Here is a 15,152-nt window from a genome sequence, read left to right as displayed (position 1 = left end):
GGATGGGCCGCAGGCCGGAACCCGACCGTTGACCAAGCGTTGGCCCGGTGTTTGCCCTGACCGGTGAACTCCGGACCTGAGCCCTCCGTACGGGACGGTGGCGGATCCGAGACCCCATATCGCATCCGCCTTCTCCCAGGACCCGTACGGAAGGACCCTCGGGTGTCCGAGACCCTTGCAGAGAGCACGTCACCCGAGGCCGAGGCGACGGGTACGGACGGTCCGCCGGCCGGGAAGGCTTCCTGGCGGGCCGCGCACCCCACCGCCGTACGCAATATCCGCTGGGCCCTCAACATCCTCGCCGCCCTTCTCGTCCTCGGGGCCCTGCTCCTGCCGAACAAGCTCACCCATCTGCATCTGCGGGAGTTCGTGCGGATTCCGGCGGAGGCGATCCTCGGGGCGGCCGTGGCGCTCGCGCTCCCGCGTCGGCCCCGGCTGGTGGTGGCCGCCGTGTCCGGCGCGGCGCTCGGCGTGATGACGATCCTGAACCTGCTCGACATGGGGTTCAACGACTACCTCGGGCGGCCCTTCAATCCCGTCCTCGACTGGGAGTTGCTCGACGACGCGCAGTCGTACGTCGCGGACTCGATGGGCCGGGCCGTGGCGGTCGGAGCCGTGATCGGCGTCATCGTCCTCGTGCTCCTGCTGCTGTCCCTCATGACGCTGGCGATGGTCAGACTGAGCGGCCTGCTGGTCCTGGACCGCCGGACCGCGACCCGCGGAACCCTCCTCGCCGCTACCGTCTGGGTCACCTGCTCCGCTCTCGGCCTCCAGATCGCCGGCGTCCCGCTGGCCTCCCAGCACACCGCCGCGCTCACCGCGCGCGAGGGCCAACAGGTGCTGCAGACCGTGCGGGACGAGGCGGCCTTCGCGAAGGTGGCCGAGGTCGACGCCTTCGGGAACACGCCGGGCTCCCAGCTGGTGCCCTACCTGCGGGGCAAGGACATGATCTTCACCTTCATCGAGAGCTACGGCCGCAGCGCCGTCGAGGACCCGGCCATCGCGCCCGGCGTCGACAAGACCCTCAGCGCCAGCACCGCGGCCCTCGCGAAGGCCGGCTTCCACGCGAAGAGCGGCTGGCTGACCTCGGCGACGTACGGCGGCAGCAGCTGGCTCGGCCACTCGACGACCCTCTCCGGCCTCTGGATCGACAACCAGCAGCGCTACCGCACGGTCATGGCCAGCGACCACCTCAGCCTCACCAAGGCCTTCAAGAAGACCGGCGCCTGGGACACGGTCGGCGTGATGCCGGGCGTCCAGAAGGGCTGGCCCGAGCAGAAGTACTACGACCTCGACAAGGTCTACAACGCCTTCCAACTCGGCTACAGGGGGCCCAAGTTCAGCTGGTCGACGATGCCCGACCAGTACGCCCTGGAGGCCTACCAGCGCCAGGTCCACGGCAAGAAGCGCGACAAGCCGCTGATGTCCGAGATCATCCTGACCTCCAGCCACCAGCCGTGGGCGCCCATCCCGAAGATGGTCGACTGGAACGACTTGGGCGACGGCTCGGTCTTCAAAGCCATCCAGAAGGCGGGCAACAAACCGTCCGACATCATCGCCGACTCCACCCGTTCCAAGCAGGAGTACGGCAAGTCCATCTCGTACTCGGTCACCTCACTGACCCAGTGGCTGGAGCGCTACGGCAGCGACGACACGGTCCTCGTCTTCCTCGGCGACCACCAGCCGATCGCCCGGGTCAGCGGCGAGAACGCCAGCCGTGACGTACCGATCTCGATCGTCGCCAAGGACCCGAAGGTGCTCGACAGGATCGCGTCCTGGAACTGGACGGACGGGTTGAAGCCGGCGCACAACGCCCCGGTCTGGAAGATGAGCTCCTTCCGAGACCGCTTCCTGACGGCGTACGGCTCGACGCGGCATCCGTCCAAGGGGTGACGCTTCAGGGGTTGGCCGGTCGGGGCTGGTCGCGCAGTTCCCCGCGGTGCCGCTGCGCTGGGCTTGGACGGGGCGCCTGAGGAGGTGCCGGGTCAGGTTGTCGGGCGAGTGCGGGGCCGTGGGGGCTGGTCGCGCAGTTCCCCGCGCCCCTAAGGGGTTGCAGTCACCTGCGCCAGGACGGGATCGGGGTGGGGGGCGAACACACCCGCCCCCACGCGCCGCACGGGCCGCCGCAGGCATTCAGGGGCGCGGGGAACTGCGCACGACGTCCGCCCCCGCCGAACCCGCAGCCGAAAGCCGCTCAGCCCCCCGACGTGTCCAGCTCCGCATCCTCGCCGACCCCCGCGCAGTCGTACGGGTCCTTCAGCCAACCGTCCGGGAGTACCACCCTGTTGTTGCCCGACGTACGGCCACGCGGCCCGTCCGCGCCCGTCGGCCACGGCTGGTCGAGGTCCAGCTCGTCCAGACCGGACCGCAGTTCCGACAGCGAGGACGTGATCGCCAGCCGCTTGCGCATCTCGCTGCCGACCGCGAAGCCCTTCAGGTACCAGGCCACGTGCTTGCGGAAGTCGATGACACCGCGGGACTCGTCACCGATCCACTCGCCGAGGAGCGTGGCGTGGCGGACCATGACATCCGCCACCTCGCGCAGCGAAGGCCGCGCGATGTCCTCCCTACGCCCCTCGAACGCCGCCACCAGGTCCGCGAACAGCCACGGCCGCCCCAGACACCCCCGCCCGACGACGACCCCGTCGCAGCCGGTGGACGCCACCATCCGCAGCGCGTCCGACGCCGACCAGATGTCCCCGTTGCCGAGGACGGGAATCTCCGGCACGTGTTCCTTCAGGCGGGCGATCGCGTCCCAGTCGGCGGTGCCGCCGTAGTGCTGGGCGGCGGTACGACCGTGCAGCGCGATCGCCGTCACGCCCTCCTCGACCGCGATCCGCCCGGCGTCCAGATAGGTGAGGTGATCGTCGTCGATCCCCTTGCGCATCTTCATCGTGACCGGCAGATCCCCCGCCCCGCTCACGGCCTCCCGCAGGATCGCCCGGAGCAGCGGCCGCTTGAAGGGCAGCGCGGATCCGCCGCCCTTGCGCGTCACCTTCGGCACCGGGCACCCGAAGTTCAGGTCGATGTGGTCGGCGAGACCCTCCTCCGCGATCATGCGGACGGCCTTGCCGACGGTGGCGGGGTCGACGCCGTACAGCTGGATCGAACGAGGCTTCTCGCTCTCGTCGAAGTGGATCAGCTGCATGGTCTTCTCGTTGCGCTCGACCAGCGCCCGGGTCGTGATCATCTCGCTGACGAACAGCCCCTTGCCCCCGCTGAACTCCCGGCACAGGGTGCGGAAGGGAGCATTCGTGATCCCGGCCATCGGGGCCAGAACCACGGGCGGTTGGGCGGTGTGCGGGCCGATCCGCAGGGGCGTCTTCTCGGTGAGCGCGGTCGTGGACATTCCCCCATTGTCACGCACCGCGCGAACGCCTCGTACATCGATCATGTAGCGACCATTAGTTAGACGCACTATTGATACCGGCGTACGATGGAGCGCATGCCCGAGCTCAGTCCTCGCCGACGCATGCTGGTGCTCGCGATCTGCTGCATGAGCCTCCTGATCGTGAGCCTCGACACCACCGCCCTCAACGTCGCCCTCCCCGCCATGCAGCGCGGCCTGGACGCGAGCACGGCGGGTCTCCAGTGGACGATCGACGCGTACACGCTGGTCCTCGCCTCACTGCTGATGCTGGCCGGCTCCACGGGAGACCGGATCGGCCGCAAGCGGGTCTTCATGGCGGGCCTGATCGTCTTCACGATCGGCTCCGCGCTGTGCTCGGCCGCGCCGAACCTGGAGGCGCTGGTCGCCTTCCGGATGGTGCAGGCGGTGGGCGGTTCGATGCTCAACCCGGTCGCGATGTCGATCATCACCAACACGTTCACGGACCCGCGCGAGCGGGCGCGGGCGATCGGCGTGTGGGGCGCTGTCGTCGGCATCTCCATGGCCGCGGGGCCGCTGGTCGGCGGGGTGCTCGTGGACTCGGTCGGCTGGCGCTCGATCTTCTGGGTCAACCTGCCGGTGGGGCTCGCGGCCCTGCTGCTCACCCTGCGGTACGTCCCCGAGTCCCGGGCGCCCAGGGCCCGCCGCCCCGACCCGGTCGGACAGCTCCTGGTGATCGCGCTGTTCGGCTCGCTGACGTACGCGATCATCGAGGCGCCGTCCTCGGGGTTCTCGTACGTCCTGCCCTTCGCCGTCGTCGCCGTCGCCGCGCTGGCGGGGCTGCTCTGGTACGAGCCCCGGCGTGACGAGCCCCTCATCGACCTGCGGTTCTTCCGGTCCGCGCCGTTCAGCGGGGCCACCGTGATCGCGATCAGCGCGTTCGCGGGTCTCGGCGGGTTCCTGTTCCTGTCGACGCTGTATCTGCAGAACGTACGGGGGCTGGACGCGCTGCACGCCGGCCTGTGGATGCTGCCGATGGCGGTGCCGATGTTCCTGTGCGCGCCCCTCGCCGGGAGGCTGGTGGGGAGCCGGGGGCCGCGGCTGCCGTTGGTGGTCGCCGGGATCGCCATGACGGTGAGCGGGGTGCTCTTCGCGGCGTTCGACGCGGAGACGTCCGATGTGACGCTGTTCCTCGGGTACCTGTTGTTCGGCATCGGGTTCGGGTTCGTCAACGCGCCGATCACGAACACGGCGGTGTCGGGGATGCCGCGGGCCCAGGCGGGGGTTGCCGCCGCGGTCGCGTCCACGAGCCGTCAGCTGGGACAGACCCTCGGGGTCGCGGTGGTCGGGGCGGTGCTGGCTTCCGGGGTGAGCTCCTCGTCGTACAAGGAGAAGTTCGTGTCCGCCGCGGTGCCGGGGTGGTGGATTCTGGCCGGGTGCGGGCTTTCTGTGCTGGTGCTCGGGGCGGTGACTACTGGGCCGTGGGCCCGGCGTTCTGCTGAGCGGACGGCTGAGCGGCTGGAGTCGGTTGAGGTTCGCGAGGCGGCGGGGGTCAGCGCCTAGTTTGGCGGCTGCTAGCCGGTGGGGGTTGCTCGCGCCCACGCGGCGGTAGCCGCACATCGACCCAGCCCCGCGCCCCTCAGTGCGTCAACTCAGCGCAGCTGATTCAGTACCGTTCGCTCCACAGCGGGTACAAACCTCTGGCCCGCCAGCGCCAGCACGATCGCCGCCGCCACCCCCGCCCACGCCAGCGGCCCCAGCGGTGTGCAGCCGAACAGCTGGCTCACGCCCGGGATTTCCACTACGGCGAACAACGCCACCGCCGAGCCCAGGGACGTGAAGCGGACCAAGGGGCTCTCCCGGCGGTCGGCCAGGGTCTGGGCCAGCTGTGTGCCCACCACCGCGCACAGTGCCATCGTCGTCGAGCGGCGGGCCGTGCCCGGGGTGAAGCGGCCGATCAACCAGGCCACGGTGGCGCCCAGGCAGGTGGTGATCGCGCGCTCACGGATCTGGCGGGTCAGAGCGGCGCCCAGGATCGTGTCGACCGAGGGCTCGTCCTCCGTCGGTTTCTCCGTCGGCGTCACCGCCACGGCCATCGCCGGGAACAGGTCGGTGAAGAGGTTCACCAGGAGCATCTGGCGGGTGGACAGGGGCGCGGCGCCCGACAGGAGGGTGCCGAGGATGCCGAAGCCCACCTCGCCCGCGTTGCCGCCGATCAGGATCGCGATGGCGTCGGCGACGCTGTGCCACAGGGCGCGGCCCTCGCGGACGGCCTCGATGAGGACGGTGAGGTCGTCGCCGGTCAGGACGAGGTCGGCGGCGTTGCGGGCGGCGGCCGAGCCGCGGGCGCTGATGCCGACGCCGATGTCGGCGGCGCGGATGGCGGCCGCGTCGTTGGCGCCGTCGCCGACCATGCCGACGACCCGGCCCGCGTCCCTGAGCGCCTCCACGACCTGGAGTTTCTGCTCGGGCGCGACCCGGGCCACGACATCGGCGTCGCGCAGCATCCGGGAGCGGGCCGAGCGGTCGGCGGCGGCCAGTTCGTCGCCGGTGACGACCGTGGCGTCCTCGGGCCAGCCCAGGTCGGTGGCGATGGCGCGGGCGGTCTGCGGGTGGTCGCCGGTCAGCACGACGGGCCGTACGCCGGCCTCGCGCAGCCCGCGCACGAGGGCCGGGGAGGTCTCCCGGGCGACGTCGGCGAGGGCGAGGAGACCCACGAACTCCAGGTCCTGCAAAGGCTCTTCGAGTACGGCCTTCTCGTCGCCGTCACCGTCGAGCGGACGCCGGGCCACCGCCAGGACGCGCAGGCCGTCGGCCGCCAGGGAGTGGGCCAGGTCCGAGGCGTCGGCGGGCAGGTCGGCACAGGCGGGCAGGACGGTCTCCGGGGCCCCCTTGAGCACCAGGACCGGGGAGCCGTCGCCCGGATGTCCGACCGCGGCGGCGTAACCGCGGCCGGCCTCGAAGGGCAGGCCCTCCAGCTGGGTCCACTCCTCGTCGGGGCCGGCCGCGTCCAGGACGGCCTCGTCGGTGGCGTGGGCCGGGCGCTGCCCGGAGTCGCCGTCGAGCTGGGGGCAGGCGCGGGCCGCGATCCGCAGCGGGCCGTCCGCGCCGGGCTCGTCGAGGCGGTGGACCGTGCCCTCCGCGTCGGCGACCCGGACCAGGCGCAGCCGGTTCTCGGTGAGCGTGCCGGTCTTGTCGAAGCAGATGGTGTCCATGCGGCCCAGCGCCTCCAGGGTGCGCGGGGCGCGGACCAGGACGCCGTGCGCGCTGAGCCGGCGGGCCGCCGCCAGCTGCGCGACCGTGGCCACCAGCGGCAGCCCTTCCGGTACGGCGGCCACCGCGACCGCGACCCCGCCGCTGACCGCCTGCCGCAGGGGCGTGCCGCGCACCAGGGCGAGCCCGGTGACCGCGGCGCCGCCCGCCATCGTCAACGGCAGTGCCTTGCGGGTCAGTTCCTGGAGCCGGGCCTGGACTCCGGCGGCGGCCGGGGTACGCGCCGCGAGCGTGACGGCGCGGGCGGCCTCGGTGCGGTCGCCGGTGTCCACGACGACCGCGCGGGCGTTTCCGGCCACCACGGTCGTCCCCTCGAAGACCATGCAGTGCCGTTCGGCGACGGGGGCGCGCGGGCTCGGGTCGGTGCACTTGTCCACCGGGAGGGACTCGCCGGTCAGCGCGGACTCGTCGACCTCCAGGCCGTCCTCCCACAGCAGCCGGGCGTCGGCGGGCACGACGTCGTCCAGCGTGAGTTCGATGACGTCACCCGGGCTCAGCCTGGCGGCGTCGACGACCTGCGGTTCCGCGTCCTCCTGCGTGACCCGGGCCTTCTGCTTCTGCTGGGCGAGCAGCCCGGACAGGGCCCGCTCGGCGCGCAGCCGCTGGAGTCCGCCGACGAGGGCGTTCAGGTCGAGGGCACCGACCACCAGCAGGGCGTCCATCGCGGACCCGAGGATCGCGGACGCGGCCGAGCCGACCGCCAGGACGGGGGTGAGCGGGTCGTCCAGCTCCCCGCGCACGGCACGGGCGAGCTGCGCCGACCACCTGACGGGGGCCAGCACGGGCAGTCGTACGACGGTGACGGCGGCGGCGCGGACCCGTTCGGTCGTCTGCTCGACGAGCGTCGGCTCCGGGGGTGCCTCCTGTTCGAGCCGGTCGCGTACGTCGTCCGGGTCCAGGGCGTGCCAGGCGACCCGGGGACGCGGGTGCGGGGGGCTCGCGGTGGCCACGCGGAGGGCGGCGCGGGTGCCGGAGAAGAGGGCGGCGGCCGCGGCGGCGTCGACGGGTGCGTGCCGGAGGCCGGGGAGTGGCGTACGGCGTCGGCCGCGGCCGGACTCGCCGACGGCGACGAGGAGTCCGGACAGGGCGGCGCCCGAGCGGGCCAGGGTCTGGGAGCGGTGGCCGACCGCGCGGGCCTCCGGTACGGCGGTCAACAGCCGCCAGACGTCGGGGAGTCCGTGCGGGGCGAGCACGTCGGCGCCCCAGGCGACCGCGCAGCCGCCGTCGGTGAGCGAGACCGCCACGTCACCGCGCAGGAGTCCGGCGACGACGTCGGCGTCCTGGGGGCGGGCGATCGTGAGAACCCCACCGCCGTTCCCGTCATCCTCGTCTTCGCTGTCGTCGTCGCGGAGTTGGTCGACGATGTCCCGCAACGGCCGCCCGGCGTCCACGACTTGGTCGGCGAGGCCGGTGAAGTCGGCCAGGGCGGGGTCGTCCACGACGACGACGCGGAGTCCGGCGCGCCGGGCCGCGTCCAGCACGGGTTCGGCCCAGGGGTCGGCGCCCGCGCCCGGGGTGCGCAGGGCGCTCGGGTGCAGCAGGACGGTGCCGACGGTCTCCAGCTGCCGCAGCCGGTCCGGGTCGCGCACCAGGACGCCGGAGCGGGACAGGGCTGTGCTCAGTACGGCGTGGAAGGCGGCGGGGCCGTAGCGCGCGGCCTTGGGGGAACCCGCGAGGACGGCCTCCGCGGCCTCGGTCACGTCGTGTTTGACGAGGAGCGCGGCGACGGCGCCCGCGATGCTGCCGGCAGCGGCGTTGCCCGCGTACTCCTGGGCGGGTGAGGGGCGCGGGGGCGGGCGCAGGGCGAGGTCGGCGGGCAGGCTGTCCCGGTCCGGGACGCACAGGTCGTCGTGGACGGCTTCGAAGGTGGCCGTCCGTACGACCGCCTCCGTCAGCTGGCAGGTGCGCAGGGTTCCGTCGAGCAGCAGGGAGGTGGGGCTCTGGCCGGCGCCGTGCACGGCGGCGTTCGCGACGGCCAGCGCCACGTCCATGCGGGCGCTCCCGAGCCGTCCCCGCAGCCAGCCCCTGAAGCGGGGGTTCTCCCGCAGCAGGGTCGCGACCGCGGTCACCGGCCGCGGTGAGGCGGGCAGCCGCACCGCGGACCCGGTGAACGCGGCGGCGACTCCGACGGCGTCGGCGGCGAGCGCGAGGGCGGCGGTGCGTATGGAGCCGGGGTCACCGGGGTGGGCGAGCTCCTCGACATCCTGGCCGTCCGCCACCAGGCCGTACCGCTCGGCGAGTGCCGATACCCGCTCCGTGACCCGCTCGGTGGCCGCTTCCTCCACCGCGGTCACGACGAGCCGCCCGAGGCCCTGGTCCCAGTAGGCGAGAGCGACGTCGGGATGCTCGGCGAGCGCGACGGCGAGGCGGCGGGCGCGGTGTCCGGTGGCGTGTTCGGTGGCCGGTTCGGTGGCGGCACCCTGTGCTCCGTGTCCCGCGTCCGCCTCCGTACGCAGCGGCACATGGACCCGTTGGCCCGCCCGCCAGTGCTGGGGCGCGCCGGGCAGGGCCGCTCGGGCGGCCCTCGTCGCGCGGGCCGCGAAGTCCGCGGTGCGTACGCCGGCCCGGGCCGTTCCGGCCACCGCCCCCGCGGCCACGCCGACCGCGGCGGGGGTGCCCCGGGCGAGCAGGCGGGGGCCGGCCATGACGAGGCCCGCGGCGGCCGTCGTGAGTCCTCGGTTCATCGCACGTCCTCAGTCGCCGGAACGGATACGGCCTGCCGTGGAGCCCCCGGGGCCGCGTCGGCCGGGTGGCTCCGCCGTCGTCTCATGGGGAGGGAGCCGGTCGGAGGGCGTTGCCGGGGACGAGACCGGCCGCCTGCCCGGTGAGGTGCGCGGTGTGCCGTGGGACGACGCCAGTACCCGTGGTGTGGGCCGGCCGGCGTCCTCCGGCTCCGCCCCCTCCCCCTGCCTGGGCTGTGTCAGCCACGCCACCGCCGCCCCGGTGACCGCGACGGGCCACTCGACGATGCCCGCGACACCGAGCACCCCGGCCCCGGCGTATACCGCGAGCCGTCGGCCACGCGGCGACACCGCGCCGACGCGGTCCAGCGCTCCCTCTGCCACCCGGCCCACCGTCCCGGCGCCGGGAACCTTTCCCAGTACCGACACGGCCGCCCGCAGCGGCTGCGGAAGCTGCTGTGCCGGTGCCGGTGACCCTGACTCTGCTGCCTGCTGCGACGACTTCTGCTCGGCCATGACTCGCCTCGCCTGTGGGGGGTCTTTCACTTCCGACCGACCGAGTTCCCGCACTTCGGACGGTCATCCCCACCGGCGACAACAGGTCAGGCGCGGGGTTCGGCGGCGTCATAGGAGAGGTCGCGCCGAGATCGCGCTCACGCCGTGCGGGCGGGGTTCCGCTCCAGGGCGATCGCGTGCAGCCTCTCCAGCCGCCGCCGGGACTCCTCGTCCGCCGGGGCGTAGGTCACCAGGCGCGGGCCGGCCTCGGGGCCGAGCCAGAGGTCGGTGTGGTCGACGCTGACATGGCCGACGTAGCGATTCATGAATTCCTTGCGGCGGCTTCGGTGTTCGATGACCTCGTGCCGGTCCCAGACCTCGCGGAACTCCTGGGACTCCGTGCGCAGCCGCTTCAGGAGCATCTGACAGCCGGGCTCGGCGAGGTGGCCGGCCATGGTGGCGCGGAAGCGGGCGGCCATCAGCCGCTGCACCTCCGGCAGGTGGACGATCGAGGAGCGCCAGTCGTCGTTGGTGTAGGAGAGGATCATGCAGTTGCGGTCCTCGGGCGGCACGGCGTCCAGGTCGCACAGCAGCAGGCCGTAGGTGCGGTTGTGGGCGAGGATGTCGTACCGGCTGTTCTGCACACAGGCCGGGAGCGGCTCCAGCTGCTCCAGGATCTCCCGCAATCCCGGTGTGATGGACGGGCAGACCGTGGCCGGGGTCGGATCGACCGCCCCGGCGAGCTGGAAGAGGTGCGAGCGCTCACTCGGGTCCAGCAGCAGCGCGCGGGCGAGGGCGTCCAGGACCTGCACGGAGACCTGGATGTCCCGGGCCTGCTCCAGCCAGGTGTACCAGGTGACGCCGACCGCGGAGAGCTGGGCGACCTCCTCCCGGCGCAGGCCAGGGGTGCGCCGCCTGCGGCCGCGGGGCAGTCCGACCTGCTCGGGGGTGATGTGCTCACGCCGGTGGCGCAGGAAGGCGGCGAGCTCATGGCGCCGGATCGACGAGAGGGACGAGAAGGACGACAGGGATGCGGTCTCCGGTACGGCTGTCTCCTGGGCCATGGTGGTCATGCCTCCAGCCTGCCCGCACCGGGACCCTGTTGCCAGGTGGTTCTTCTACCAGGATAAGAAGACTCTGGTACCCGTCTGGGAGCGGGCGCAGGCTCATGGGTGTGACGACCGAAACCACCACTCCACACCCCGTCCGTGCCGCAGCGCCGTCCGAGCTGGGCGGCCTCGGACTGTTCACGGTGCTGCTCGCCGCGGCACTGCCCCTCATCGACTTCTTCATCGTCAACGTCGCCCTGCCCAGCATCGGCGCCGACCTGTCCGCGAGCGAGTCGGTCCTCGAACTCGTCGTGGCGGGTTACGGGTTGGCGTACGCCGTCCTGCTCGTCCTCGGCGGCCGGCTCGGCGACCTCTTCGGGCGGCGTCGGCTGTTCCTTGGCGGCATGCTGGCGTTCGGGCTGACCTCCCTGGCGTGCGGGCTCGCACCGACCGCGTGGACGCTGGTCGCGGCGCGCGTCGCGCAGGGCGCCGCGTCGGCCGCGATGCTGCCGCAGGTCCTCGCCACCATTCAGTCGGCAACGGCCGGGCCCCGCCGGGCACGGGCGATGGGCCTCTACGGCGCCACCGCCGGCCTCGCGATGGTGGCGGGGCAGATCCTCGGCGGAGTCCTGGTGGCGGCCGACATCGCGGGCACGAGCTGGCGGGCGGCGTTCCTGGTGAACGTCCCGGTCGTCCTGGCCGGCCTGGTTCTCGCGGCCCGTACGGTCCCCGAGACCCGCTCTCCCCGCCCGGAGCCGGTGGACGGCCCGGGCACGGTCCTGCTGGCCGCGACCCTGCTTTCGCTGCTCGCCCCGCTGACCGAGGGCAGGGCGGCGGGCTGGCCGCTGTGGACGTGGCTGTCGCTGGCGGCGTTCCCGTTGTTGGCGGGGGCGTTCTTCGCGGTGGAGCGCAGGGCGGACCGCCAGGGCCGTACGCCGCTCGTCCCCCCGAGCCTGTTCGAGCTGGTGTCCCTGCGCCGCGGCCTGCTGCTGATCCTGCCCTTCTCCATGGGCTTCGCCGGCTTCATGTTCGTGATCGCGGTCGCCCTCCAGGAGGGAGCGGGCCGCAGCCCCGTGCAGGCGGGCCTCGCGCTGGTGCCGCTCGCGGTGACGTTCCTGTGCACGTCGATCGCCGGGCCACGCCTGATCTCCCGCTACGGCACCCGGGTGGTGACCGCGGGCGCGCTGATCCAGGCGGTCGGCCTGGGCCTGATGATCCTGGCGGCCCGCTCCTCGTGGCCGGACCTCGGTCTGCTGCCTCTCCTGCCGGGCGGCGCGATCGCCGGAGTCGGCCAGGCCCTCCAACTGCCCGTCATCTTCAGGATCGTCCTGTCCGAGGTGCCGCCCGCGCGGGCCGGTGTGGGCAGTGGCGTGATGGTCACCACCCAGCAGTCCGCCCTGGCCCTGGGCGTGGCCACGCTGGGCAGTCTCTTCCTGGCCCTGGTGCCGGGCATGGGCATGCGGGACGCCCTGGTGACGACGCTCCTCGTCCAGCTGGCCGGGGTGGCGCTGACCGGCGTACTGAGCCTGCGGCTGCCGCGGACGGTCGCCTGACCGGGCCACCGACCGCGCTCGGTCCTGGCGAACGCCCCGTGAAGATACTGCTGTTGCCACTGCTGTTGATGTTGTTCTTGCTGCACACTCCTAGCCGGAGGCGAGGCACATGGCGCAGATCGGCACGAGCAACACGAGCAAGGTGAGCCGCTGGGACCAGCACGGCCGCGAGCACGTCGTCCAGGTGCAGCGCAAGGGCGCGCAGCGCACGGTCAGATGTGACACCTGTGGTTGGCGCAAGGCGGCCCAGTTCCTGCCCTGGCTGAAGGCGGAGGAGCATCTGGCGGAGGCCCACCAGGCGACGGTGGACCCGTCGAAGACGTAAAGAGGGCGGCGGTGGTGGCGGTCAGGCCTTGAGGCCCCGTACCAGCAGGTCCACCAGCGCCGTGAACTCCCCTTCGGCGCCCGGCTTTTCCCACTCACCGGCATAGCCGGGGTCGTGGAAGCGGGCCGTGGCCTGGAAGAGGGCCCGGGCCGTGGTGGCCGGGGCGGTGACGGTGAAGGTGCCCGCGTCGATGCCGTCCTGGACGATGCGGGTCAGCTGGTCGGTCAGCTCGGTGAGGTGCTCGGTGACCGCCACGCCGTTCTCACCGGCCAGGACCGAGTACGTGGCGAAGAGTTCCGGATCGTCGCCCGCCTTGCGGCGCTTGGCCTCGAAGAGCGCGGCGAGCCAGTCCCGCAGCCGGGCCTCCGGGGCACGGTCCTCGTCGGTGATCGCGGCCAGTACGCCCGTCGCCCGGTCCAGCCACCGCTTCGTCACGGCCTCCCGCAGCGCCGCCTTCGTCCGGAAGTGCCGGTAGACGCTGCCATGGCTGACGCCGAGCGCGCGTGCCACGTCGACCACGGTGGCCTTGGCCGGGCCGTGGCGGCGCAGCACCTCCTCGGTGGCTTCGAGGATGCGCTCGGCGGTCAGGATCTCGGTGGTCGGGGGCATGCCTAGACCGTACCCGGCACGGTGTTCATCGTTCGCCGCTCACCGCTCATCGCTCGCTGTCGAGCATGGCCATCTGCGGCGTCGGGTACCGCTCGCCGGCCGCCGCGTCCGCCGGTACGGCGTCCTCGATGGCGGCCAGGTCGGCGGCGTCCAGGGTCACGTCCAGGGCGCCCAGCGCCTCGCCGAGCCGCTCGCGGGTCCGCGCGCCGACCAGCGGCACGATGTCGTCGCCCCGGGAGGCCACCCAGGCGATGGCGATCTGCGCGACCGTGATGCCCTTCTGTTCGGCGATCTTGCGCAGGGACTCGACCAGGGCGAGGTTGTGCTGGAGGTTCTCGCCCTGGAAGCGGGGCGAGTGGGCGCGGAAGTCGTTCGTGGCGAGTTGCCGCTCTGCCGTGAGGTGGCCGGAGATCAGCCCGCGGGAGAGCACTCCGTACGCGGTGACGGAGATGCCGAGCTCGCGCAGGACGGGGAGGATCTCCCGCTCGGGGCCGCGGGAGATGAGCGCGTACTCGATCTGGAGGTCGGCGATCGGGGCGGTGGCGGCGGCCCGGCGGATGGTCTCCGGTCCGACCTCGCTCAGCCCGATGTGGCGGACGTACCCCTTCTCGACGAGTTCCGCGATCGCCCCGACGGTCTCCTCGATCGGCACCTGCGGGTCGAGCCGGGCGGGGCGGTAGACGTCGATGTGGTCGACGCCGAGGCGCTGGAGGGAGTACGCGGCCCAGGTCTTCACGGCGGCCGGGCGGGCGTCGTAGCCGTGCCACGCGCCGTCCGGGTCGCGCTGGGCGCCGAACTTCACACTGAGCAGCGCGTTCTCGCGCAGGGCGGCCGGAGCGGTGCGCAGCGCCTCGCTGATCAGCAGTTCGTTGTGGCCCATGCCGTAGAAGTCGCCGGTGTCCAGCAGGGTGACGCCGGCCTCCAGAGCGGCGTGGATGGTGGCGATCGACTCGGCACGGTCCGCCTCGCCGTACATACCGGACATGCCCATGCAGCCGAGGCCGAGGGCGGAGACCTGGGGACCGGTGGTGCCGAGAGTTCGGGTTCGCATCGTCATGGCGACCACCCTGCCATGACAGCTGACAGATTTCAATATCTGTCAGCTGTCATATGTCAGCCTCATGCGTCGGTCGTGGCCAGCTTGGCTCCGAGCAGCACGAAGGACGCCGCGAAACTCCGCCGCAGCCAGGCCAGCACCCGAGGCTGCGAGATCACATGAATGCGGACCGAGGCGGCGAGCACCCCGTACCCGGCGAAGACCACGAAGGTCGCCAGCATGAAGATCCCGCTCAGCGCCAGCATGCGCGGCACGGCATGCGGCTGGGCCGGGTTCACGAACTGGGGCAGGAACGCGAAGAAGAAGATCGTCAGCTTCGGGTTGAGGAGGTTGATCAGCACCCCTTTGACGATCACGCGGCCCGCGGACCGGGGCGCGCCGTCGTGGTCGACGTCGATCACATTTTCGTCCCGCACGGTCGCCCAGGCCATGTACAGGAGGTAGGCGACCCCGGCGTACTTGACCGCCTGGAAGGCCGCGGCACTGGCGTTCAGCAGCGCGGCGAGTCCGGTGACCGTGGCCAGGACGTGCGGCACGATCCCGAGGGTGCAGGCGAACGCGGCGACGACACTCGCGCGCCGGCCGCGGGAGAGCCCGGCGGCGAGCGTGTAGACGACGCCGGTGCCGGGAGTGGCGACCACGACAAGCGTGATGAGGAGGAAGGCGAGGCTCATGGGGCCAGCCTGAACACGGAAAGGCCCCCGATACAGGTCCACACCGGCACCTGCATCGGGGGCCACTCGTCAGGGGCGCCCTCGGCGCGCCCCGTTGGGGGCGCGGGG

11 protein-coding genes are annotated in these 15,152 nt (G+C 72.5%); 4 read left to right on the top strand and 7 right to left on the bottom strand.

What is annotated here, in order from left to right; all coding sequences use genetic code 11:
• The first annotated feature begins 162 nt into the window (after positions 1-162).
• A complete protein-coding gene (locus ACZ39I_RS01995; protein WP_467241786.1) occupies positions 163-1,893 on the top strand; it encodes an LTA synthase family protein in 1,731 nt (576 codons plus the stop codon).
• Positions 1,894-2,194: 301 nt separating this feature from the next.
• On the opposite strand, the gene dusB is transcribed toward ACZ39I_RS01995, so the two are convergent.
• Complete coding sequence (dusB, locus tag ACZ39I_RS01990; RefSeq protein ID WP_467241784.1) at positions 2,195-3,349, bottom strand: tRNA dihydrouridine synthase DusB; 1,155 nt, start codon at positions 3,347-3,349, stop codon at positions 2,195-2,197.
• Positions 3,350-3,445: 96 nt separating this feature from the next.
• Here dusB and ACZ39I_RS01985 point away from each other — a divergent pair, with 96 nt between their 5' ends.
• Positions 3,446-4,891: an MFS transporter gene (locus ACZ39I_RS01985; RefSeq protein WP_467241782.1), complete on the top strand. Its 1,446-nt coding sequence runs from the start codon at positions 3,446-3,448 to the stop codon at positions 4,889-4,891.
• A gap of 89 nt (positions 4,892-4,980) precedes the next feature.
• On the opposite strand, the gene ACZ39I_RS01980 is transcribed toward ACZ39I_RS01985, so the two are convergent.
• The 3 genes from ACZ39I_RS01980 to ACZ39I_RS01970 form a co-directional block, all read right to left on the bottom strand.
• Positions 4,981-9,285, bottom strand: a complete 4,305-nt coding sequence (locus ACZ39I_RS01980; protein ID WP_467241779.1) for an HAD-IC family P-type ATPase — start codon at positions 9,283-9,285, stop codon at positions 4,981-4,983.
• 9 nt (positions 9,286-9,294) lie between these two features.
• The gene (locus ACZ39I_RS01975; protein WP_467241777.1) at positions 9,295-9,798 is read right to left on the bottom strand and encodes a hypothetical protein; all 504 of its coding nucleotides are present in this window, start codon (positions 9,796-9,798) and stop codon (positions 9,295-9,297) included.
• Between the two features lie 137 nt (positions 9,799-9,935).
• Positions 9,936-10,850 carry an MmyB family transcriptional regulator gene (locus ACZ39I_RS01970; protein WP_467241775.1) on the bottom strand — a complete coding sequence of 305 codons (915 nt, stop codon included), beginning with the start codon at positions 10,848-10,850 and terminating at the stop codon, positions 9,936-9,938.
• 95 nt (positions 10,851-10,945) lie between these two features.
• Between ACZ39I_RS01970 and ACZ39I_RS01965 the strand changes: the two genes are divergently transcribed.
• Together ACZ39I_RS01965 and ACZ39I_RS01960 are read left to right on the top strand one after the other, a co-directional pair.
• Entirely contained in the window at positions 10,946-12,379 is a 1,434-nt protein-coding gene (locus ACZ39I_RS01965) for an MFS transporter (protein ID WP_467241772.1), read from the top strand.
• A 109-nt stretch (positions 12,380-12,488) separates the two neighbouring features.
• Entirely contained in the window at positions 12,489-12,704 is a 216-nt protein-coding gene (locus ACZ39I_RS01960; protein ID WP_451471381.1) for a hypothetical protein, read from the top strand.
• Positions 12,705-12,725: 21 nt separating this feature from the next.
• Here ACZ39I_RS01960 and ACZ39I_RS01955 read toward each other — a convergent pair whose 3' ends face one another.
• The 3 genes from ACZ39I_RS01955 to ACZ39I_RS01945 all read right to left on the bottom strand — a co-directional run bounded on the left by ACZ39I_RS01955 (position 12,726) and on the right by ACZ39I_RS01945 (position 15,044).
• On the bottom strand, positions 12,726-13,313 hold the full coding sequence (locus ACZ39I_RS01955; protein WP_467241769.1) for a TetR/AcrR family transcriptional regulator: 588 nt from the start codon (positions 13,311-13,313) through the stop codon (positions 12,726-12,728).
• A gap of 46 nt (positions 13,314-13,359) precedes the next feature.
• Positions 13,360-14,370 carry an aldo/keto reductase gene (locus ACZ39I_RS01950; protein ID WP_467241767.1) on the bottom strand — a complete coding sequence of 337 codons (1,011 nt, stop codon included), beginning with the start codon at positions 14,368-14,370 and terminating at the stop codon, positions 13,360-13,362.
• A 62-nt stretch (positions 14,371-14,432) separates the two neighbouring features.
• On the bottom strand, positions 14,433-15,044 hold the full coding sequence (locus ACZ39I_RS01945) for a LysE family translocator (RefSeq protein ID WP_467241765.1): 612 nt from the start codon (positions 15,042-15,044) through the stop codon (positions 14,433-14,435).
• Between the last annotated feature and the right edge of the window lie 108 nt (positions 15,045-15,152).

The organism is Streptomyces sp. NPDC024687, assembly GCF_055559055.1.
This window is presented reverse-complemented; position numbering and strand designations above follow the sequence as displayed.

Excerpts from the sequence above, each read along its gene's own strand:
- ACZ39I_RS01985 (WP_467241782.1), top strand. The coding sequence starts at position 3,446 with ATGCCCGAGCTCAGTCCTCGCCGACGCATGCTGGTGCTCGCGATCTGC.
- ACZ39I_RS01945 (WP_467241765.1), bottom strand. The coding sequence starts at position 15,044 with ATGAGCCTCGCCTTCCTCCTCATCACGCTTGTCGTGGTCGCCACTCCC.
- ACZ39I_RS01950 (WP_467241767.1), bottom strand. The coding sequence starts at position 14,370 with ATGACGATGCGAACCCGAACTCTCGGCACCACCGGTCCCCAGGTCTCC.
- ACZ39I_RS01975 (WP_467241777.1), bottom strand. The coding sequence starts at position 9,798 with ATGGCCGAGCAGAAGTCGTCGCAGCAGGCAGCAGAGTCAGGGTCACCG.
- ACZ39I_RS01955 (WP_467241769.1), bottom strand. The coding sequence starts at position 13,313 with ATGCCCCCGACCACCGAGATCCTGACCGCCGAGCGCATCCTCGAAGCC.
- ACZ39I_RS01970 (WP_467241775.1), bottom strand. The coding sequence starts at position 10,850 with ATGACCACCATGGCCCAGGAGACAGCCGTACCGGAGACCGCATCCCTG.
- ACZ39I_RS01980 (WP_467241779.1), bottom strand. The coding sequence starts at position 9,285 with ATGAACCGAGGACTCACGACGGCCGCCGCGGGCCTCGTCATGGCCGGC.
- ACZ39I_RS01960 (WP_451471381.1), top strand. The coding sequence starts at position 12,489 with ATGGCGCAGATCGGCACGAGCAACACGAGCAAGGTGAGCCGCTGGGAC.
- dusB (WP_467241784.1), bottom strand. The coding sequence starts at position 3,349 with ATGTCCACGACCGCGCTCACCGAGAAGACGCCCCTGCGGATCGGCCCG.
- ACZ39I_RS01965 (WP_467241772.1), top strand. The coding sequence starts at position 10,946 with ATGGGTGTGACGACCGAAACCACCACTCCACACCCCGTCCGTGCCGCA.